Annotated in this window: 16 protein-coding genes; 9 read left to right on the plus strand and 7 right to left on the minus strand. The window is 65.1% G+C overall.

The genetic code is table 11. The annotated features are described in order from the left end of the window. Positions 1–283: 283 nt before the first annotated feature. The 7 genes from GGQ64_RS16835 to GGQ64_RS16865 all read left to right on the plus strand — a co-directional run bounded on the left by GGQ64_RS16835 (position 284) and on the right by GGQ64_RS16865 (position 9,025). A complete protein-coding gene (locus GGQ64_RS16835) occupies positions 284–940 on the plus strand; it encodes a DUF2291 domain-containing protein (RefSeq protein ID WP_183806461.1) in 657 nt (218 codons plus the stop codon). Positions 941–942: 2 nt separating this feature from the next. Then, complete coding sequence (locus tag GGQ64_RS16840; RefSeq protein WP_425488524.1) at positions 943–2,487, plus strand: sugar ABC transporter ATP-binding protein; 1,545 nt, start codon at positions 943–945, stop codon at positions 2,485–2,487. Between the two features lie 23 nt (positions 2,488–2,510). Further along, entirely contained in the window at positions 2,511–3,551 is a 1,041-nt protein-coding gene (locus tag GGQ64_RS16845; protein ID WP_183806466.1) for an ABC transporter permease, read from the plus strand. Between the two features lie 128 nt (positions 3,552–3,679). After that, entirely contained in the window at positions 3,680–4,627 is a 948-nt protein-coding gene (locus tag GGQ64_RS16850; protein WP_183806468.1) for a D-ribose ABC transporter substrate-binding protein, read from the plus strand. A gap of 172 nt (positions 4,628–4,799) precedes the next feature. Further along, positions 4,800–5,600: a DeoR/GlpR family DNA-binding transcription regulator gene (locus GGQ64_RS16855; protein ID WP_183806837.1), complete on the plus strand. Its 801-nt coding sequence runs from the start codon at positions 4,800–4,802 to the stop codon at positions 5,598–5,600. A 115-nt stretch (positions 5,601–5,715) separates the two neighbouring features. After that, positions 5,716–7,251 carry an FGGY-family carbohydrate kinase gene (locus tag GGQ64_RS16860; RefSeq protein ID WP_183806470.1) on the plus strand — a complete coding sequence of 512 codons (1,536 nt, stop codon included), beginning with the start codon at positions 5,716–5,718 and terminating at the stop codon, positions 7,249–7,251. Positions 7,252–7,306: 55 nt separating this feature from the next. Continuing rightward, a complete protein-coding gene (locus GGQ64_RS16865) occupies positions 7,307–9,025 on the plus strand; it encodes a glycerol-3-phosphate dehydrogenase/oxidase (protein ID WP_183806472.1) in 1,719 nt (572 codons plus the stop codon). A gap of 69 nt (positions 9,026–9,094) precedes the next feature. Here the strand turns inward: GGQ64_RS16865 and GGQ64_RS16870 are convergent, their stop codons facing one another. The 6 genes from GGQ64_RS16870 to GGQ64_RS16895 form a co-directional block, all read right to left on the minus strand. Continuing rightward, positions 9,095–9,736, minus strand: a complete 642-nt coding sequence (locus GGQ64_RS16870; protein ID WP_183806474.1) for a dihydroxyacetone kinase family protein — start codon at positions 9,734–9,736, stop codon at positions 9,095–9,097. Between the two features lie 8 nt (positions 9,737–9,744). After that, on the minus strand, positions 9,745–10,746 hold the full coding sequence (locus GGQ64_RS16875; protein ID WP_183806476.1) for a dihydroxyacetone kinase subunit DhaK: 1,002 nt from the start codon (positions 10,744–10,746) through the stop codon (positions 9,745–9,747). Positions 10,747–10,768: 22 nt separating this feature from the next. Further along, a complete protein-coding gene (locus GGQ64_RS16880; RefSeq protein WP_183806478.1) occupies positions 10,769–11,803 on the minus strand; it encodes an ABC transporter permease in 1,035 nt (344 codons plus the stop codon). Beyond that, positions 11,800–13,353, minus strand: coding sequence for an ATP-binding cassette domain-containing protein (locus GGQ64_RS16885; protein WP_183806480.1), 1,554 nt, complete (start codon positions 13,351–13,353; stop codon positions 11,800–11,802). Before GGQ64_RS16885 ends, GGQ64_RS16880 begins: the two co-directional genes overlap by 4 nt. Positions 13,354–13,452: 99 nt before the next feature. After that, entirely contained in the window at positions 13,453–14,463 is a 1,011-nt protein-coding gene (locus GGQ64_RS16890) for a substrate-binding domain-containing protein (RefSeq protein WP_183806482.1), read from the minus strand. A 24-nt stretch (positions 14,464–14,487) separates the two neighbouring features. Further along, positions 14,488–15,519: an ABC transporter permease gene (locus GGQ64_RS16895; protein ID WP_183806484.1), complete on the minus strand. Its 1,032-nt coding sequence runs from the start codon at positions 15,517–15,519 to the stop codon at positions 14,488–14,490. Between the two features lie 200 nt (positions 15,520–15,719). Between GGQ64_RS16895 and GGQ64_RS16900 the strand changes: the two genes are divergently transcribed. Together GGQ64_RS16900 and GGQ64_RS16905 are read left to right on the plus strand one after the other, a co-directional pair. Beyond that, the gene (locus tag GGQ64_RS16900; RefSeq protein ID WP_183806486.1) at positions 15,720–16,811 is read left to right on the plus strand and encodes a LacI family DNA-binding transcriptional regulator; all 1,092 of its coding nucleotides are present in this window, start codon (positions 15,720–15,722) and stop codon (positions 16,809–16,811) included. Between the two features lie 136 nt (positions 16,812–16,947). Beyond that, entirely contained in the window at positions 16,948–18,009 is a 1,062-nt protein-coding gene (locus tag GGQ64_RS16905; RefSeq protein WP_183806488.1) for an aldo/keto reductase, read from the plus strand. A 38-nt stretch (positions 18,010–18,047) separates the two neighbouring features. Here the strand turns inward: GGQ64_RS16905 and GGQ64_RS16910 are convergent, their stop codons facing one another. Next, positions 18,048–19,421: an amidase gene (locus GGQ64_RS16910; protein ID WP_183806490.1), complete on the minus strand. Its 1,374-nt coding sequence runs from the start codon at positions 19,419–19,421 to the stop codon at positions 18,048–18,050. Positions 19,422–19,659: the final 238 nt, after the last annotated feature.

Here is a 19,659-nt window from a genome sequence, read left to right on the forward strand (position 1 = left end):
GTACCATTTTGATATCATAAGTCGCCGAAGTGGCGGGCAGAAATGCTCTTGGACAGACGGGCGAGTGGAGGACACAGCGCGCCCGAACCACAGGAGGAGGCAATCCCAATGATCATCGCCGACGCACGGGCTCTCGCCCGCCGGGACACTCTACGTGCAGCAATCGGACGAACATCCTGACAGATTGAACGGCTTGGACGCCGATGGCGGCCGGTCTCTGCCGGGTCGGACATCGCCGACCGCGCGGCCGCTTCGTCAGCATTTCCAGTGAAGGTCGATTGAAATGAGCACACCAACCGAAGTCACCATTCGCAAACCGACCCGGTTTTCGCCTGCGACGCTCGCTGGCCTTGCCGCAGCCGTCGTCGTCCTGGGCGCCATCGCCCTCGATACGACCGTGGTCCGGATCGGATCGGAAAACGATGTCCGGCAGCAGGGCTTTTCGGCCGAGACCTATGGCGCGGACGAGTTTCCGAAGGTGAAGGCGAACATCGAGGAGCGCGCCGCCCCGGCCGTGGAAGTCGCGGCCGCGATCGCTGCCGACAAGAAGGCTGCCGGCGAAAAGTACGGCGTGGCGACGAGCATCGGTCCCGTCATTCCCGTGACCTTCACCGCAACCGTCGGCGAGCGCAAGTCGAACTACCACACCGTCACCATCGACGGCCTGCCGGGCGAGGTGACCGTCCGCGTGCAGACCGGCCCGGCCGTCAACGGAACGGACCTGCGCGATGCGACCGGCACGATCGAATTCGGCCAGTTCAGGAACCAGATCGAATACCAGGATGCCGGATCGGCGCTCAACAACGAGATGAAGAAGGCCGTCCTCTCGGGCGTCGACGTGGAAAGCCTCGCCGGCAAGACGGTCGACATCACGGGCGTCTTCAAGCTCGTCAATCCGAAGAGCTGGCTGGTCACGCCGGTGAAGCTGGAAGTGAAATGAGCATGAGCCAGGTCTCCCCTCCCACCGAAGATCCGGGCGAAGTCGTTCTCGCCGCCCGCAACATCGCCAAGTCCTACGGCAGCGTCCATGCGCTGAAGGGCGTCAACTTCGATGTCCATCGCGGCCAGGTGACGACGCTGTTCGGCGAGAACGGTGCCGGCAAGTCGACGCTGATGAAGATCCTCTCCGGCGTCGTCCAGCCGTCTTCCGGCGAGATCCTCCTCGACGGCCAGCCGGTCAGCTTCTCCTCGTCCACGGATGCGCGCGACCGCGGCATCTCGATCATCCACCAGGAACTGAGTCTGGCGCCGAACATGAACGTGCGCGACAACATCTTCATGGGCCGCGAGATCACCACCCCCACCGGCGTCGATTTCGCCGAGGAGGAGCGCCAGACCCGCGCGCTGATGGAAGAACTCGAGGAAGACATCGACCCGCTGACGCTGGTGGAGGACCTCCGCCTCGGCCAGCAGCAGATCGTTGAGATCGCCCGCGCCCTGTCGGTGAACTCCCGCATCCTGATCATGGACGAGCCGACCTCGGCGCTCAGCGCCACCGAAGTCGAGGTGTTGTTCAAGGTCATCCGCGATCTCAACAGCAAGGGCGTGTCGATCGTCTATATCTCCCACCACCTGGAAGAGGCGCTGCAGATCACCAACCATGCGGTGGTTCTGCGCGACGGCAACATGACGGCCTTCGCCAGGCGCCAGGACATCGACCTCGAATGGATCGTCCGCAACATGGTGGGCGAGAATTTCGATCTCGGCGCCCCGCCGGAAGGCCATGAGATGGGCAGGGTCGCGCTGGCGGTCGAGGGGCTGACGGTTCCCGACCCCGCAGGCGCCGACTATTCGGTCGTCGACAGGCTTTCCCTCAATGTCCGCGCCGGCGAGATCGTCTGCATCTACGGGCTGATGGGTGCCGGCCGCACCGAACTTCTCGAATGCGTCGCCGGTCGCCTCAAGGCCTCGAGTGGCCGGGTGTTGCTCGAGGGCGAGGACATCTCCCACCTCAGCATCGCCGACCGTATCGAGCTCGGCCTGGTGCTGGTCCCCGAAGACCGCCAGCGCGACGGCCTCGTCCAGACGATGACGGTGGGCCGCAACCTCTCGCTCGCCAGCATCGGCACCTTCACCAAGGGCCTCTTCACCTCGCGCAGCACGGAAGGCGCTCTCGTCGAGGAATCTATCCGCAAGGTTCACATCAAGACCGACGGCGGCAATGCCGCGATCGGATCGCTGTCCGGCGGCAACCAGCAGAAGGTGGTCATCGGCAAGATGCTCGCGACCAACCCGAAAGTGATCCTTCTCGACGAACCCAGCCGCGGCATCGACATCGGCGCCAAGGGCGAGGTGTTCAAGCTTCTGGCGGAGCGGGCCAGGCAGGGCCTCGCCGTCCTCTATTCCACCTCCGAGGTCGGCGAATGCCTCAGCATCGCCCACCGCATCATCGTCATGCACCGCGGAAAGATTTCCGCCGAGTTCGGATCGAATGTCACGAAAGAGAAGATCATGGCCGCTTCGGGCGAGGCCGTGGTCGCTCACTAGACGGAAATCATGGAGCACTGATCATGTCAGTCACAAGCACAACCGACAAGAAATCCGTCTCGAACGGCACCAAGCGCAAGACCAGCCTCGTCCAGATGCTCCTGGAAGGACGCGCCTTCTTCGCGCTGATTGCGATCATCGTCGTCTTCTCGATCCTTTCGCCCTACTACCTGACGGTCGAGAACTTCCTCATCATGTCCTCGCACGTGGCCATCTTCGGCCTGCTCGCGATCGGCATGCTGCTGGTCATCCTCAACGGCGGCATCGACCTGTCGGTCGGCTCGACGCTCGGGCTTTCCGGCGTGATCGCCGGCTTCCTGATGCAGGGCGTGCAACTGGAGCAACTCGGCGTCATCCTCTACCCGCCGGTCTGGGCCGTCGTCGTCCTGACATGCGCGCTCGGCGCCTTCGTCGGCGCCGTCAACGGCGTGCTGATCGCCTATCTCAGGGTCCCGGCCTTCGTCGCAACGCTCGGCGTCCTCTATTGCGCCCGTGGCGTGGCGCTGCTGATGACCAACGGCCTGACCTACAACAACCTCAGCGGCCGTCCCGAACTCGGCAACACCGGCTTCGACTGGCTGGGCTTCAACCGCCTGTTCGGCATTCCGATCGGCGTGCTGGTGCTGGCAGCGCTCGCGATCATCTGCGCGGTGGTGCTGAACCGCACCTCCTTCGGGCGCTGGCTCTATGCCTCGGGCGGCAACGAGCGGGCCGCCGAGCTGTCGGGCGTCCCCGTCAAGCGCGTGAAGATCACCGTCTACGTGCTCTCGGGCATCTGCGCCGCCATCGCCGGCCTCGTGCTGTCGTCGCAGCTGACCTCGGCCGGCCCGACCGCGGGCACCACCTACGAGCTGACGGCGATCGCAGCCGTCGTGATCGGCGGCGCGGCGCTCACCGGCGGCCGCGGCACGATCCAGGGCACCATGCTCGGCGCCTTCGTCATCGGCTTCCTTTCGGACGGCCTCGTCATCATCGGCGTGTCGTCCTACTGGCAGACCGTTTTCACCGGCGCAGTCATCGTGCTCGCCGTCCTCCTCAACAGCATCCAGTACAGCCGCCGCTAGAGGCCGGCCGGAGGGACGCAAACGAAACTTATCCACGACGGCCAATCCGGACCCTTAAGGGCCAGCCGATTGCGGAAAGCAACGCCGGGAGACCGGCACCCCCAACCTGATTGAAAAGGGAGAGAGACATGTTCAAGAAGGGTATGCGTATTCTGTTTGCGGCGGTCGCCGCGGTTCCGCTGCTGGCAAGCACCGCATGGGCGGAAGGCCTGATGACGATCATCGTCAACGATCCGTCCAACCCCTACTGGTACACCGAAGGCGAAGTCGCCAAGGCAACTGCCGAGAAGATGGGCTATACGGCCACCGTCGGTGCGCACAAGGGTGATACCAACACCGAAAGCAACCTGATCGACACCGCGATCACCAACAAGTCGGTCGCGATCATCCTCGATCCGGCAAACGCCGACGGCTCCGTCGGCGCGGTGAAGAAGGCCGTTGCCGCCGGCATCCCGGTCTTCCTCGTCAATGCCGAGATCAACCAGGAAGGCCTTGCCAAGGCGCAGCTCGTTTCCAACAACGCCCAGGGTGCCGCACTCGGCGCCACGCAGTGGGTCGAGAGCGTCGGCCAGGAAGGCAACTATGTCGAGTTGTTCGGCGCGCCTTCGGACAACAATGCCGCCACCCGCTCCAACGGCTACGAGACCGTGCTGACGCAGTATCCGGACCTCGTCAAGGCCGCCCGCGAAGTGGCCGACTGGGACCGCACCAAGGGCCACGCCAAGATGCAGTCCATGCTGCAGGCCAATCCGGACATCATCGGCGTCATCAGCGGCAACGACGAAATGGCGCTGGGCGCCATTGCAGCCTTGAAGGAAGCCGGCAAGCTGGCAGGCATCAAGGTCGGCGGTTTCGACGGCTCGCCCGATGCAGTCGCAGCGATCAAGGCCGGCGACCTGCAGTATACCGTGCTCCAGCCAGTTGCCATCTTCTCCGAGGAAGCCGTCAAGCAGGCCGACAGCTTCATCAAGACCGGCGCCACCGGCGCCAAGAGCGAGAAGCAGCTGTTCGATTGCCTCCTGATCACCAAGGACAACGTCGACAAGTACACCGCTCCGTTCGTCCTGTCGGAGTGACACCTGCGTGGAGGGGCGCCGCCCGGCGCCCCTCTTCCTCCACCGGCGACATGGCCGGCGGCATGCAGAACTTCCAATCGAGCATCGTCTGGATGGCAATCTACAATCCCGGGCGAATGGCGGAACGAGCGTGACCAAGAAAGCGAATGTCGAGCAGCTTCTTTCGGAGCCGATGCCGAGCGACAGCAGGCACGCCCGCCAGCTGGTGCGCCGGCAATTGATCGCCGAGACGGTCATGGCCGAGGGATCGCTGCGCATCGAGGATCTCACCGAACGCTTCGGCATCAGCCTGATGACGGCGCACCGCGATGTCGACGAACTCGTCAGCCGCGGTATCTTCCGCAAGTCCCGCGGCATCGTCTCGGCGGCTCCCACCAGTCTGATCGAATCCAGCGACGTCTATCGCGCCAACCGCCAGGCGGCGCAGAAGAAGAACCTGGCCGAGGTGGCCATGCGCTTCGTGGAGCCCGGCCAGTCGATCTTCCTCGACGATTCCACGACCGTCCTGCAGATGACCGCCCACCTGCCGGCCAAGGTGCCGCTGACGGCAATCACCAACTCCCTCAATGTCATGAACGCGCTGAGGGGCGTGCGCGACCTGACGCTTCTGGGCCTCGGCGGGCAGTTCCACAACTGGTGCAACGCCTTCATGGGCCACATGACGACCCGCGAGATCCGGCGGCTGCGGGCAGACATTGCGTTCATGTCGATGTCGGCCATCACCGACGACATCGTGTTCCACCAGTCGGCGGAGATGGTGGAGACCAAGCGGGCTATGTTCGAATGTGCCGCCCGGCGGGTTCTGGTGGCCGACCACACCAAATTCGAACGGCGCGCCCTCCACAGTTTCGCGGCCCTTTCGGAGTTCGACGTCGTCATCGTCGACGAGGATACGCCGGTCGAGCATCTCGATCGGCTGCAGTCGAAGGGCATCAACGTGGTGGTTGCCGGATCCGGCGCGGTCCGCTCCTGACGGGGCCGGGCTGCAGGACGGCGCCGCCATAAGTCAAACGGGTCCTCGTGTTCCAGACAGGGACCGCCACAGGACGAGATAGTACCGGACCCTTGCGTCCGCCTGGAGTTTACCCATGCCAAGCATCCTCGGCATCGACAGCGGCCTGACCGTCACCAAGGCTGCCATCTTCGACATCGACGGCACGCCGATCGCCGTCGCGCGCCGCCGGGTGTCGCAATCGATCCCCCTCCCCCGCCATGTCGAGCGCGACATGGACGAACTGTGGACCGCCACCGCCGAGGCCATCGCAGAGGCGATCCGTGCGAGCGGCCGGCCGGCATCGGACATCCAGGCGATTGCCGCCACCGCGCATGGCGACGGCGTTTACCTCCTCGACACGGATGCAAGACCGCTCGGCCCCGCGATGCTGTCGCTTGACAGCCGGGCGGGCGCGATCGTCGAACGCTGGCAGGAAGACGGCACCGCCCGGCAGGCGATCGCGCTGACTGGACAAGGGCCGCACGTCTCCGCTCCGGCGGCCCTACTTGCCTGGGTCCGCGACAACGAGCCGGCACGATTTGCGAAGATCGCCCATATCCTGAGCTGCAAGGACTGGCTGCGTTATTGCCTGACGGGCACGATCGGGGCAGACCGCACGGAGGCCAGCACCTCGTTTACCGACGTCCGCACACAGGAATATTCGCAGGACGCCCTTCGGCTCTTCGGGCTGGATGCGCTGCGAAACGCGCTGCCGCCTGCCGCCCGCTCCGACGAGGTGGTCGGTAGGGTGACGGCGGAGGTCGCGCGGCGCACCGGGCTTGCGGCGGGCACCCCTGTTGTCGCCGGGCTGCACGACGTCACGGCATCTGCGCTCGGGGTCGGCGGACACAAGCCCGGCATCGTCGCCGTGATCGCCGGAACCTATTCGATCAACGAGACGGTATCCTTCGAGCCGCGCGTCGACGGCCGGTGGTTCTGCCGCAATGCGATCGTTCCGGGCCAGTGGCACAACATGTCGATCTCGCCGACCTCGACCGCCAACTACGACTGGTTCCTCGACCGGCTCTGCGCAGCCGAGTTCGCGCAGGCCGAGGCCTCCGGCCGCTCGGTCCATGCCCTGCTCGCGCCCGAGATCGAGGCGGCCTTCGCGCGTCCGTCGACGGCGCTGTTCCATCCCTATCTGTTCGGCTCGCCCTATGGCGCGGCCGCCAGCGCCGGCTTTACCGGCCTCGGCGGCTGGCATGGTCGCGGCGACATGCTGCGCGCGGTGCTCGAAGGCATCGCCATGAACCACCGCATCCACGTCGATGCCTTGCGCGACGGCTTTTCCTTCGAGGAGGCGCGCTTGACCGGCGGGATCTCCCGCAACCCGGCCATCGCCCAGATGTTCGCAGACGTGCTGGGCATGCCCGTCACCGTCACCGGTACGGACGAATCTGCGGCCTGGGGTGCAGCCCTTTGCGCGGGCGCCGGCGTCGGCATCTTCCCCGACCATCAGAGCGATCCTCGCGATCTCGTAAGCCTGTCCCGGACCTGCCAACCCGATCCCGTCCGCAGCAGTCACTACGAAGAGCGCTACCGCCTGTTCTGCGACATCGCCTCCGCCATGACACCGCTCTGGCCGCGCATCTCGGCGCTCGCCGCCTCCGACGGCCCGCCGCGGGGATGATTGCCCAGCACTTGTCCCTCCCCTTTCCCATGCCTGAAGACCTGGAATATCCGAAATGACCGAGACCGCCGCCGACATGGACCTGCGCCTTTCGAAACTGGCAGAGGGTGGCGTCGACGTCGTCATCCTGGGGGCCGGCGTCAACGGCGCGGGGCTCTTCCGCGATCTGTGCCTGCAGGGTGTCACCTGCCTGATCGTCGACAAGGCCGACTTCGGCTCCGGCACGAGCGCCGCACCCTCGCGCCTCATCCATGGCGGCCTGAAGTATCTGGAGACCGGGGAGTTCGGGCTGGTCGCCCAGTCGACGCTGGAGCGCAACCTGCTCCTGAAGAACGCGCCGCACTGCGTCGAACCGCTGCCGACCTTCATTCCGGTCTTCTCCTGGACGCGCGGGATCTGGGCAGCCCTTCGCACGCTCTTTGGCTCGACCATCGCGCCGCGCAGCCGCGGGGCCGTGCTCATCAAGATCGGGCTGGCGCTCTATGATTTCTACGGCTCGCGCAACCAGGTGATGCCGCGCCACCGGCTCCTGCTGCGCAGGCGAGCGCTTGCCGAAATGCCGAAGGTAACACCCGATATCGTCGCCGGCGGCATCTACTACGACGCAAAGATCAGCCGGCCGGAACGCCTGGTGTTCGAGCTGGTCGCCGATGGGATTGCTGCGAATCCGAACACGGCTGCGCTGAATTTCACCTCGCTCCGCGCCGCCGAGGGCGGTAACCTGACCTTCCAGCGTCCCGATGGGAGCACGCTGTCCGTCAGCCCCAAGCTCGTCGTCAACGCCGCCGGCCCCTGGATCGACCGGGTGAACGAAACGCTCGGCGCGCCCTCCCACCTGATCGGCGGAACAAAGGGGTCGCATATCCTGCTCGACCATCCGGAACTGGTGAAGAGCCTCAATGGCCACATGATCTATTTCGAGGCCGACGACGGACGTATCTGCCTCGTCTACGACTATCTCGGCCTGGCGCTCGTCGGATCGACCGACATTCCCAGCGACGATCCCGACAATGTCCGCTGCGAGGAAACCGAGACGGCCTATTTCCTGGAAAGCCTCGCCTCGCTGCTGCCCGCCCTTTCCTTCAGCCGGAGCCAGGTTGTCTACAGCTACAGCGGCATAAGGCCCCTGCCGGCCTCCGACGCCTCCGCGCCCGGCCTCATCAGCCGGGATCATTCCGCACCGGTGCGGGAGCCCGAGACAGACCGCCCCTTCGCCATCATCTCGCTCGTCGGCGGCAAGTGGACGACGTTTCGCGGCTTTGCGGAGGAAGTCGCCGACACGATCCTCAAGCGGCTGCAGCGCCCGCGCGACAGGTCGACCCGCGACCTCGCCATCGGCGGCGGAAAGGACTTTCCCTCCGGACCGGCGGAGCGGGCCGAATGGGCAAGAGAGGTCGCGCTTCAGACGGGTCACCCTCAAGAGAGGGTAGAGGAACTGCTGTCCCGTTACGGAACCACCGCCCTTTCCATCCTGTCGCATCGATCGCCGCACTCGGATCAGGAGCGGCTGCCGGATGCGACCGGCTACAGCCTTGCCGAGATCGACTGGATCGCGCGCAACGAGAGCGTCGTGCACCTGGGCGATATCGTGTTCCGGAGGACGACGCTGGCGATCCTGGGCGCACTTACGGCCGCCGATCTCGCAGCGATTGTCGCAGTCGCCGGGGCGGCACTCGGGTGGACCATGGAACGCAGGGCCGAAGAGCTCGAGGACGTTGTCCGGACGCTCGAGCGCTATCACGGGCTGAAGCTGAAGCTGGAGCCGGCGGCATGAACGTACACGGCGGTCTCCGGCAGCCTGCCTGTGCGGCCGCCGAAAGCACCGTATGCCGCTCGCGGGCCACTACGCCTCGGCGACGAACTCCGCCATCCGCCTGATCAGGAAGTAGCCGACGGTCGCTCCCGCGTCCTGCAGGCCGATCGTCTTTTCCTGGAAGGCGGCGGCCTTGCCGTGTTGGGCGAGCATGGACTTCGTGGCCTCGAGCGCCTGTTCGGCCGCAGCCGAGGTCGCAGCCAGCGCCTGTGCCAGCGATGCGCCAACCGCGGCTTGCGCCTCGAGCGTCACGGCAATCGGATCGAGGACGTCGAGCAATGTCTTGTCGCCGACCTTGGCCTTGCCGCGCTCGGCGACGCCATCCCGGAATGCGCGCCAGAAGGCGGCGATATCGGCCGTCCCCAGCGCGTCCCTGCCCTCGACCGCCTTGCTCGCCCGCAGGAAGCCGGTGGCGGTCAGGGTGCCCATTGTCGACGGTGCGGTCCGGGCCATCGTCGCGCCCGCGGTCCGCAGGAGTTTGGAGATGCCTGCCGCCTCGCCTTCGACTTCCAACGCCTCGGCGGCGGCGGCGAAGGATTTGCTCATGGTGATGCCGAGGTCGCTGTCGCCGACCTTGCCGTCGAGCGAGATGAGGAATTCGCGCTGCTGGGCGAACAGCGCCTTCCACGCCTCGAACAGACGGATAATGTCGGAAGCCGTGATCCTATCCATGATCGGCCTCAACCTGCCAGGTGCTTGAAGAAGGGCGTATTCGCAGGCGCTGAGACCAGCCGGTCGAGCTCCTCGTCGAGATGCAGGATCGAGACGGAGGCGCCGGCCATTTCCATCGAGGTGGCGAACTCGCCGACCCAGACGTGCCTGGCGGTGACGCCGCGCTCCTCCAGCAGTTGCGAGACGCGACGGAAGAGAATGTAGAGCTCTTCCATCGGCGTGCCGCCGAGGCCGTTGACGAGGACGGCCACATCGTCGCCGCGCTTGTAGTCCTGCTCGGCGAAGATGCGCTCCATCATTTCGTCGATGACCTTGTCGGCCGGTGCGAGCTTCTTTCGACTGATGCCGGGTTCGCCATGGATGCCCATGCCGATCTCCATCTCGTCCTCGCCGATCGAAAAGGTGGCGTGACCGATTTCCGGCACCACGCAGCTGGACAGCGCCACGCCCATCGTGCGGGTCCTGAGACGCGCCTTGTCCGCCAGACGGGTCACCTCGTCCAGCGACAGGCCCTCGGCGGCAGCGGCGCCGGCCGCCTTGTAGACGAAAAAGATGCCGGCGACGCCGCGGCGCTTGTGCTCCTCGCCGACGACGGAGGAGGCGACGTCGTCGTTGCCGACGACCTGCCTGACCTGGATGCCGTCGAGATCGGCCAGTTCGGCGGCCATGTCGAAATTGATGATGTCGCCGCTGTAGTTCCCGAAGATGTAGAGAACGCCGGCGCCCTGGTCGATGTGCCTGGTGACCTGATACATCTGCTCGGCGCTGGGCGACTGGAAGACACCCCCAACCGCAGCACCGTCCAGCATGCCGTCGCCGACATAGCCCAGGAACAGCGGCAGATGGCCCGAGCCGCCGCCGGTTGCGATCCCGACCTTGCCGGCCTTGACCTTGCTCGTGACGAGGCATCGCTTGTCGTCTGCCGCATAGGTGACGGCGGGATGGGCCTTGTAGATCCCCTCCAGCATCTCGTCGACGAAATTGTTCGGTTCGTTCAGAAACTTCTTCATGGGTTCCTCTTTGAAGTAAGGCTTATTTCTTGCGCTGGCGGGTGACGAAGAAGGCGGCGGCCAGCAGGATGAAGCTGCCCACGACGAGCCGCTGCCAGGTACTGGGAATACCCACCATCACCAGCACGCTGTTGATCACGACGATCAGCAAAACGCCCAGGATGGTGCCGAGCACCGTGCCGGTGCCGCCCGTGATCCGCGCGCCGCCGAGCACGACGGCGGCGATCACGTTGATTTCCGTTCCGACCAGGTCGAAGGGATTGGCCTGCCGGTTGGCGCAGACGTGGATGATGCCCGCAAGCCCCGCAAGCGCGCCGGCATAGCCGAACAGGAAGATGTGCACGGTGCGCAGGCTGTAGCCGAGGCGGCTTGCAATGTTGGCGTTGCCGCCGACGGCGAAGATCGCGCGCCCCATCAACGTGCGGTTCAGGATCCACCAGGTGACGAAGGCCGCGAGCGGAAGGAACAGGAAGTAGACCGGAAGGGTGACGATAGCGCCATTGGCGGATTCGAACTGGAAGAGCGGCATGCGGCCGAAGGCGCCCATCTGCGGCGGCAGCGACATGATCCACACCGTGCCGATGAAGGAGAGCAGGAACCCGCGGAACAGGTATTGCGTGCCGATGGTGACGATCAGCGAGGGAACGTTCAGGTGATGGACCAGCAGCCCGTTGATGATGCCGAGCAGCGCGCCGCCGCCGATCGCGACCAGCATGATGACCGCCATCGGCATGCCGGGGAAATGGTTCAGCACCAGCACCGTCAGCGAGTACATGGTGAAGGCTGCGATCGCCGTGAAGGACACGTCGATGCCGCCGGCGGCGAGAATGATGAAGACGCCCAGCGCGAAGAGCCCCATCACCACGCTTGCGCGGCCGATGTCGATGAGCGTCGAGGGCTGCAGGAAGGCGGGGTTGATGATCGCGACGATCACGCAGATCGCAACCAGCAGCATGAAGGTGATCGTTTCCGGCCTTCTGCGGACGAGTTCGCCCAGGCTGAAGGATCGGCCGGCGGAGGCGCTTTCGGAGAGCTCGTCGATCCGTGAAGTGCTCATTGAACGGCCTCCAATTTCGATGTCAGCATTGCCTTGTAAAGCTGGTCCTCGGTCGACTGCCCGGCGTCGACCTCGGCGACGACGCGACCGCTGTTCATGATCAGGATGCGGTCCGCGTTCTGCAGCAGTTCCGGCAGGTCGTCGCTGACGATCACAAGTCCCATGCCGGCTTCGGCCAGGGACTGGATCGCGCGATAGATCGTGTCCTTCGAGCCCACGTCGACGCCCACAGTCGGGCCGTGCAGCACGAGCAGCTTCGGGGCGATGCTGAGCCAGCGGCCGATCAGGACGCGCTGCTGGTTGCCGCCGGAAAGGGCGCCCACCGGCAGGTCCAGGTTCTTCGTATTGAGGCGCATCTCTTCGGAAAGGCGTGCGGCGATCGTGCGGCCCTCGTTCCTGTCGATGACGCCGAAGGCATTGCTGAGCCTGCTCAGGATCAACGCGATCTCGTTCTCGAGGATCGACTTGTCCAGGAAGAGTCCCTCGGCGAGGCGATCCTCGGGCACGTAGCCGATGCCATGGGCAATCGCGTCAGCCGGGCGGCGTATTGCAAGACTGCGTCCGTCGAGCGTCATCGCGCCGCTGCTCGCCGGTTCGACACCGGTGATGGCCATGGCAAGCTCGTTGCGTCCGGAATCGGCAAGGCCGGTGATCCCGAGGATCTCCCCCTTGCGAACATTGAAGCTGATGTCCTTTACACCGGGCGCGGAAAGCTTCGAGGCCTCGAAGAGGACAGTGTCGGAAGGCTTGCCGGTCCGGTAGCGCTCCGAACCGATGGAGCGGCCGGTCATCAGCTCGGCGAGCTGTTTCTTGGAATAGTCCTCGATCGGTCCCTGGGCGACGCACTGGCCGTCCCGGAAGACGACAGCGTGACCACCGATGCGATAGCACTCGTCGAGCTTGTGGGTGACGAACAGGACGGCGACGTTCTCGGCGCGCAACCGCTCGACGACGCGGACAAGGTTATCCACCTCCCGCCGGGTGAGCGAGGTCGTCGGCTCGTCCATGATGACAAGCTTGGCGCGCGTGGCGATAGCGCGCGCGATGGCGACGAGCTGGCGGGCGGCCAGCGGCAGGTCGGAGACCGTGGTGCCGAGGAAGAAGCGATCCGTCGGCAGGCCGACGGCAGCGAGCGCCCTTTCGGCGGTCTGCCTGAGGCGTGCACGGTCGAAGAGGCGGGCGAGGCGCCCGTTGGCGGCGACGAGTTGCTCGTTCAGCGCCACGTTCTCGGCGACCGTGAGGTTCGGAAGCAGGGACAGATCCTGGTAGACCGTCTCGATGCCGGCGGCCAGCGACTGGATCGGGGTGAGCGCGGAATACGTCTGGCCGTCCAGCACGATCTCGCCCGCGCTCGGCTCCAGCGCGCCGGACATGATCTTGATGACGGTGCTCTTGCCGCAGCCGTTCTCGCCAAGCAGGTGGTAGGCCTGGCCAAGTTCGAGCGTCAGCGAGATGCCGCGAAGGGCATGCACGCCGCCGAACCATTTCTGGATGTCCCTGAGCTCCAGGAACGGACCCGGGCCGTTCCCGCTGTTATCTTTCGCCGACACGTCGGTATCCCTCGTGAATTGACACTGGCCGCGCCGATGGCGCAGCACGCGCGGCCGGGGCGCTCGCGAAGAGCGCCCCGGCCGTCTAGTGGGGAGCGACTAGAACAGGAAGTCCTTGTAGGTGGCCTTGTCGGCCAGGACCATGCCGTTGCCGATGACGAGCAGGCCTTCGCCGGCTCCCTTCTTGACGGCGACCTTGTTGTAGCCTTCGACGCCGAGGTCCATGCCGTCGGTCACTTCCTTCTTCTCCAGCAGGAGCTTGGCGACGGCATTCATGGCCATGCCGGCCTTCTGCGGATCCCAGAAACCGATGGCGGTGATCGCGCCGGATTCCAGCAGATCGGCCGAGGGATTCGGCAATCCGGTGCCGACGAGGCATACTTTGCCTGTCAGGCCGGCTTCGTCGATCGCGCGGCCGACGCCGAGCACGTCGTTGCCGGCAGACGTCTGGAAGCCCTTGATGTCGGGATGCTTGCGCAGGATTTCCTTGGCCTTCTCATAGGTGCCGTTGGCATCGTCGAAGGATTCGTTGTTCGGATCGACGAGCTGCATGCCGGAATACTTCTTGGCATTCTCCTCGCCGGCACCGACCCACTGCATGTGCGTCCGGCTGCCAAGCGAACCGACGAAGGTCGTCCACTTGCCTTCCTTGTTCATGCATTCGGCAAGGCGCTCGTTCAGTGCCGAGCCGTAGTCGGCGTTGTCGAACGCCTCCACGTCCGCCTGGGTGTTGACCTGGTTGTCGGCTTCATGGGTGACGACGACAATGCCGCGTTCCATGGCCCGCTTGAACGTGCCTTCGAGTACGGCAGGGTCCATCGGCACGACGGCGAGAGCATTGACGCCCTTGGCGACGAGATCCTGGATGATCTGCAGCTGCTGCGCGGAGTCGGCGGTGGCCGGGCCGCTCTGGCTTGCGTCCACGTCCGCATTTGCCTCGGCGAAGGCTTCGACGCCGGTATTCATGCGGTCGAACCACGGAATCCCGCTGATCTTCACCACGGTGGCGATGACGGGCTTTTCCTGCGCCAGCAGCGTGCCGACCGATCCGGTAAGCAGCGCGGCCGCGACGGTAGTGCCGGCCAGAAACTTCTTGGAAAGTGTTTTCATTTTCTCCTCCACATTAGATCTCCCTCAGTTGTCTTGCTTCGGCGCATGAGGGATCGGCACCGAAGGAATGGGCTGCCCCCTGGCGGGAAACAGGAAGCCGGTGAGGTCGTATCGACCGACCGCCAGGAAGGCGAGAAGCAGCAGGCCCCAGGCGAAATCGCGCACGAAATTGGAAAGGCCGCCGAAATTGAGCAGGCTGGACATCAGCTGCAGCGCCACCGCGCTCAGCACCACGCAGACCACCCGCCCGTAGCCACCCTCCGGCTTCACCCCGGCCATGACGACGATCAGGATGGCGATCAGAAGGTAGGAGCTGCCGTAGTCGAACTTCACGTTGACGTTGCGCGCGGCGATGATCACGCCCGCCAGTCCCGAAAGCGTGCCGCTGATCGCATAGGTGGCGACCAGAACGCCGGTCCTGGGAAAGCCCGCATAGACCGCGGCCTTCGGATTGGTGCCCATCAGCATCAGCCACAAGCCGTATGGAGTGAACTTCAGCGCCGCCGCGATCAGGCCGGCCGCGATGATGAAGATGAGAAAGCTGATCGGCACCGCCAGGAACATGTCGTTGCCGATGCTGGAGAGCAGCGCCGGGCTGCCGACCATGACGGCCTTGCCGCCCGAAACGACGACGGCGAGCCCCATGAAAGCCATCTGCGTGCCGAGCGTGCACAAGATCGGCGTGATGTTCAGCTTCGAGATCAGCAGGCCGTTGATCACGCCGCCGGCACACCCGATCGACACCGCGGCGAAGATGAACGCCAGGCTGAAGACCGTCTCGCTTTCCGAAACAGAAAGGAAGGACGACACGATCACGGCGGAAAGAACGCCGGAGAGGTTGGCAAGCGCGATGCCGGAAAGGTCTATCCCGCCATTGCCGGCGCACATGGCGAGCATGACGCCGATCGCAAGCAGGCCGATTTCAGGCAACTGGCTTGCCATGGACTGAAGATTGAAAAGCGAAAGAAAGGTGCCGCCGGAAATGATGGCGCCAAGAACCAGCAGCAGGCCATTGATCGCAACGAGCATGACCAGCTGCCCGCCGGTTTTCTGCATGGTCTCCTCCTCCCATGTTTACTAAACAAGCGCGAGCTTTACTAAAGGATTAGCAAAGCAAATTCGGGAACGCAAGCCTGTTTTCGATGAATCCTGGTTGCGAAGTCGTCGGTTTTGGCCTAACTCTCGCCACATATTGCAGATGCGTTTACTAAACTTCTTCGCGTCTGCAGCAAAATCTGGGAGCCGTTCGGGGACGCATGAAGAAACAGAAGGCATTGACGATCCGGGATATTGCGGGGGCGGCGGGCGTGTCGCCGGCCACCGTCTCGCTCGTCCTGAACGGCAAGGGCGAGATTTCCGGCGTGACCCGGGCGCGCGTGTTGGAAGCGGTCGCAAGCCTCAACTACGTGCCCCGCGCCTCGAGAAGCAGTGCGGAGCCGAGCGAGACACTGCGCTTCCTGAAGATCGCCAAGCACGGCCACACCGTGAATCGCGACCACAGCGTTTTCATCTCCGATTACATCGACGGCATGTCGGCCGAGGCGACGCGGCGCAACTACACGCTCGAAGTGGTGAGCTTCGAGGGCCAGCCGATCAGCGCGGTGGCGGAATCGCTGGCCGGCGCCCCTATATCGGGCGTGATCGCGCTCGGCACGGAACTGACCGAAGCCGATATTCGCCTGATCCAGGGCCTCGGCCTGCCGACAGTGTTCATCGACACCTTCTACCCGGTCCTCGATGCCAACTTCGTCGACATGAACAACGAGGATGCGGTGCACAAGGTGCTCGCGCGCTTCCACAAGCAGGGCTACGAGCGCGTCGGCTTCGTCGCCTCGCACGTCGACACCACCAATTTCCGGCTCCGCCGTGACGCCTTTTTCACCAACATGGCGCGGCTCGGGCTGAAGGTTCGCGAATCCGACATCCTCTCGGTCGAGTCGACCTATGACGGCGCCTATCTCGACACCCGGGCGCAGCTCGAAGGCGGGCTGGACCTCGCCGAATGCTACTTCTGCACCAACGACATCATCGCCTACGGCTTCATCCGCGCGCTCAAGGAGCACGGCGTCTCGATCCCCGACGACGTTTCGGTCATCGGCTTCGACAACCTGCCTCAGAGCGCCACCATGGAACCGGCGCTGACGACCATCGAGGTGTCGAAACGCAAGATCGGCTACCTGGCCGTCACCATGCTCGATGACCTGATCAACGCCGCCGAGCCGCAACCACCGGTGAAGATGCTGGTCGGCGCCGACCTGGTGCTGCGTGCAAGCCACGAGCGGGGCGCCGCCAGGGCCGCGAACCGCCGCACGTCAGAAGCCCGGGCGACGAAGCTGCCCGCGGACTGACGCCGGGCGGAGGAACAGGGAGGATTTCACGGCCGCAGCCACCGTCCATCGGCGCCGCGGCCGGCATCACGGCAGACTGACGCCCGTCTGCAGCCTGACGAAACACGACACAGAACCATTCTCGGGAGTTGGAACCATGGAATACAGGACGCTCGGCCGCTCCGGCCTCAAGGTCTCGGCCATCGCAATGGGCACGTTCTCGTTCGGCGGCGTGGGTGCCTTCGCCAAGGTGGCGAGCCAGGACGTGCGGGAGGCGCGAAGGCTGGTCGACGCCTGCATCGACGGCGGCGTCAACCTGTTCGATACCGCCAACATGTATTCGCTCGGCCGCTCGGAGGAGATCCTCGGCGAGGCGCTCGACGACAAGCGCGATCGCGTCCTGATCTCGTCCAAAGCCCGCATGCGTATCGGCGACGGGCCGAACGACGAGGGCGTCTCGCGCTATCATCTGATCCGCGAATGCGAGCTAAGCCTGAAGCGGCTCGGAACCGACCATATCGACATCTACTTCATGCACGAATGGGACGGGCAGACGCCGCTGGAGGAGATGCTGTCCGCGCTCGACACGCTCCGCCAACAGGGCAAGATCCGCTATATCGGCTGCTCGAACTATTCGGGCTGGCACATCATGAAGGCGCTCGGCGTCGCCGAGGCGAAGAACCTCCCGCGCTTCGTGACCCAGCAGATCCACTACACGCTCGAGGCGCGCGAAGCCGAATACGAACTCCTGCCGATCTCCGTCGACCAGGGCCTCGGCGTCATGGTCTGGAGCCCGCTGGCGGCCGGTTTGCTGTCTGGCGCCTTCGGTCGCAACAAGGCGCCGGCGCAGTCGCGACAGGCTGCCGGCTGGACGGAACCTCCGATCCGCGACGAGGAGCGGTTGTGGAGGATCGTCGACGTTCTGGAGCAGATCGCCGCGGAGCGGGGCGCGACGGCTGCCCAGGTCTCCCTCGCCTGGACCTTGTCGCGACCGGCCATAGCAACGGCCGTGGTGGGCGGCCTGACAGAACAGCAGTTCATCGAGAACATCGCCGCCGCCGACCTGAAGCTCGACACCGGCGAACTGGACCGGCTCAACAAGGCAAGCCGGCCGGCCTATATCTATCCCTATTGGCACCAGCACAATTTCGCCCGGGATCGGTTCAGCCCGGGCGACTGGGCGCTGCACGAGGCCTACGAGGATCTGGGCATGATCTGAAGACGGCGCCCCTCGAGGGAGGCCGGCCTCCCTCGATCCTATCGGGAGTGCCGGTCCCGGATCACCTCTTCCGCCGCCAGTGCTGCGGAGAGCAGGCTCAGGTCTTCATGCGGCAGTGCCGCGATCTGGAACCCGACCGGCATGCCGGCATCGCCCGTGCCGCACGGGATCGATACGGCGCACCAGTCGAGGAAGTTGCCGATCCACGGATTGCGCAAGGTCTGTCCGTTCGTCTTGAAGAACAGTGCGTCGTCTTCGATCAGCGGCGCGATCGGCGGGGCGACGTGCGGCACCGTCGGCGACACGATCAGTTCGCCGGCGCCGATGTCGGCTGCAAATTCGGCCATCAGCCGTTCCCGCGTCTGGAGGATCTCGATGTAGCCGGCCGCGGTGATCTTCTCGCCCAGCCTTGTGCGAACGACGACGCGCGGATCCATGCCTGCAGCCTCGGGTCCGGCAAGGCGCGCCGCATGCACTGCATAGGCTTCGGCGGTGACCAGGGCGCCGTTCTTTGCCGCCAGCTGGAAAATCTCCGGGAAGACGGGAAACGCCTGCCGGCGGATCTTCGCCCCCGCCTGCGCCAGCCGCTCCAGCGCCTGCTCGAACGCGGACGCGACCCCGTCCTCGATATCGTCGAACACCACGGTTTCCGGCACCACCAGCGAGAGCCCGCGGACGGTCCCCCGCACCACCTCGGAAGCAGTCCGTCCCCGCATGGCCGCGTCGATCCAGACCGCATCCTGCACGGTCCGGCAGAGGGGGCCGAGCGAATCCAGGCTGCCGGCCAGCGGAAACACGCCCCTCATATCGTATCGCCCGCGCGTCGCCTTGTAACCGACGATGCCGTTGAAGGCGGCCGGGATGCGAACGGAGCCGCCGGTGTCCGTCCCGATCGAGACCGGAACGATGCCGGCCGCGACGGCGACGCCCGATCCGGACGAAGAGCCCCCGGGCAGGCGGGCGACATCCTTCGAGGCCGGATTATGCGGCGTGCCATAGTGCGGATTGATGCCGAGGCCCGAAAAGGCAAATTCGCTCATGTTGACGCGGCCGACCGCTGCCATGCCCGCGGCCTTCATCGCCTCGACCACGGCCGCGTCGCGGGTGGCGGGTGCGGCAGAAGCCAGCACCTTCGAGCCTGCAGTCGTCGCGAGACCTTCGAGGTCGAAGAGGTCTTTCCAGGCGACGGGTATGCCGTCGAGAATGCCGATCGAACGGCCGTCGCGAACACGCCGCGACGCCGCCTCGGCCTCCTCCAGCGCCCGCTCCCGTGTCAGCGCGACGAAGACCGATCCATCCTCGTAGCCGGCAATGGCATCGAGCGTTTCCTCGGCCAAGGCGACGGGATCCAGCGTCCCCGACTGGATGCGGGCCGAAAGGGTCGCGATCGACTGGCCGGTGTTCTTCGTCATTCCCCGTCCTCTCTTGACCGCCACCGGGCAATCGGCAGCGCAGATGGCAATCGTGTTCGCCAGCGCTATTCCGTATGGCCCCGGATCGGCGTCGGCCCCGCGTTGCGAACACCCAAGCAGCGTTCAACAGCCTGCCGCCGGTTCCGTCAACAGCAAACACAGGGCACCCCTGAAACGCAGCACGCCCCGGGCCTGCTCAGGGTCCGGGGCGTGCTGCATGCGGCGCTGTTCGCGGAAA

The sequence above is a fragment of the Mycoplana azooxidifex genome, assembly GCF_014196765.1.
Taxonomy (GTDB): Bacteria; Pseudomonadota; Alphaproteobacteria; order Rhizobiales; family Rhizobiaceae; genus Mycoplana; species Mycoplana azooxidifex.

Excerpts from the sequence above, each read along its gene's own strand:
- GGQ64_RS16840 (WP_425488524.1), top strand. The coding sequence starts at position 943 with ATGAGCCAGGTCTCCCCTCCCACCGAAGATCCGGGCGAAGTCGTTCTC.
- GGQ64_RS16845 (WP_183806466.1), top strand. The coding sequence starts at position 2,511 with ATGTCAGTCACAAGCACAACCGACAAGAAATCCGTCTCGAACGGCACC.
- GGQ64_RS16875 (WP_183806476.1), bottom strand. The coding sequence starts at position 10,746 with ATGAAGAAGTTTCTGAACGAACCGAACAATTTCGTCGACGAGATGCTG.
- GGQ64_RS16850 (WP_183806468.1), top strand. The coding sequence starts at position 3,680 with ATGTTCAAGAAGGGTATGCGTATTCTGTTTGCGGCGGTCGCCGCGGTT.
- GGQ64_RS16860 (WP_183806470.1), top strand. The coding sequence starts at position 5,716 with ATGCCAAGCATCCTCGGCATCGACAGCGGCCTGACCGTCACCAAGGCT.
- GGQ64_RS16890 (WP_183806482.1), bottom strand. The coding sequence starts at position 14,463 with ATGAAAACACTTTCCAAGAAGTTTCTGGCCGGCACTACCGTCGCGGCC.
- GGQ64_RS16895 (WP_183806484.1), bottom strand. The coding sequence starts at position 15,519 with ATGCAGAAAACCGGCGGGCAGCTGGTCATGCTCGTTGCGATCAATGGC.
- GGQ64_RS16870 (WP_183806474.1), bottom strand. The coding sequence starts at position 9,736 with ATGGATAGGATCACGGCTTCCGACATTATCCGTCTGTTCGAGGCGTGG.
- GGQ64_RS16910 (WP_183806490.1), bottom strand. The coding sequence starts at position 19,421 with ATGACGAAGAACACCGGCCAGTCGATCGCGACCCTTTCGGCCCGCATC.
- GGQ64_RS16880 (WP_183806478.1), bottom strand. The coding sequence starts at position 11,803 with ATGAGCACTTCACGGATCGACGAGCTCTCCGAAAGCGCCTCCGCCGGC.
- GGQ64_RS16905 (WP_183806488.1), top strand. The coding sequence starts at position 16,948 with ATGGAATACAGGACGCTCGGCCGCTCCGGCCTCAAGGTCTCGGCCATC.
- GGQ64_RS16835 (WP_183806461.1), top strand. The coding sequence starts at position 284 with ATGAGCACACCAACCGAAGTCACCATTCGCAAACCGACCCGGTTTTCG.
- GGQ64_RS16855 (WP_183806837.1), top strand. The coding sequence starts at position 4,800 with ATGCCGAGCGACAGCAGGCACGCCCGCCAGCTGGTGCGCCGGCAATTG.
- GGQ64_RS16865 (WP_183806472.1), top strand. The coding sequence starts at position 7,307 with ATGACCGAGACCGCCGCCGACATGGACCTGCGCCTTTCGAAACTGGCA.
- GGQ64_RS16900 (WP_183806486.1), top strand. The coding sequence starts at position 15,720 with ATGAAGAAACAGAAGGCATTGACGATCCGGGATATTGCGGGGGCGGCG.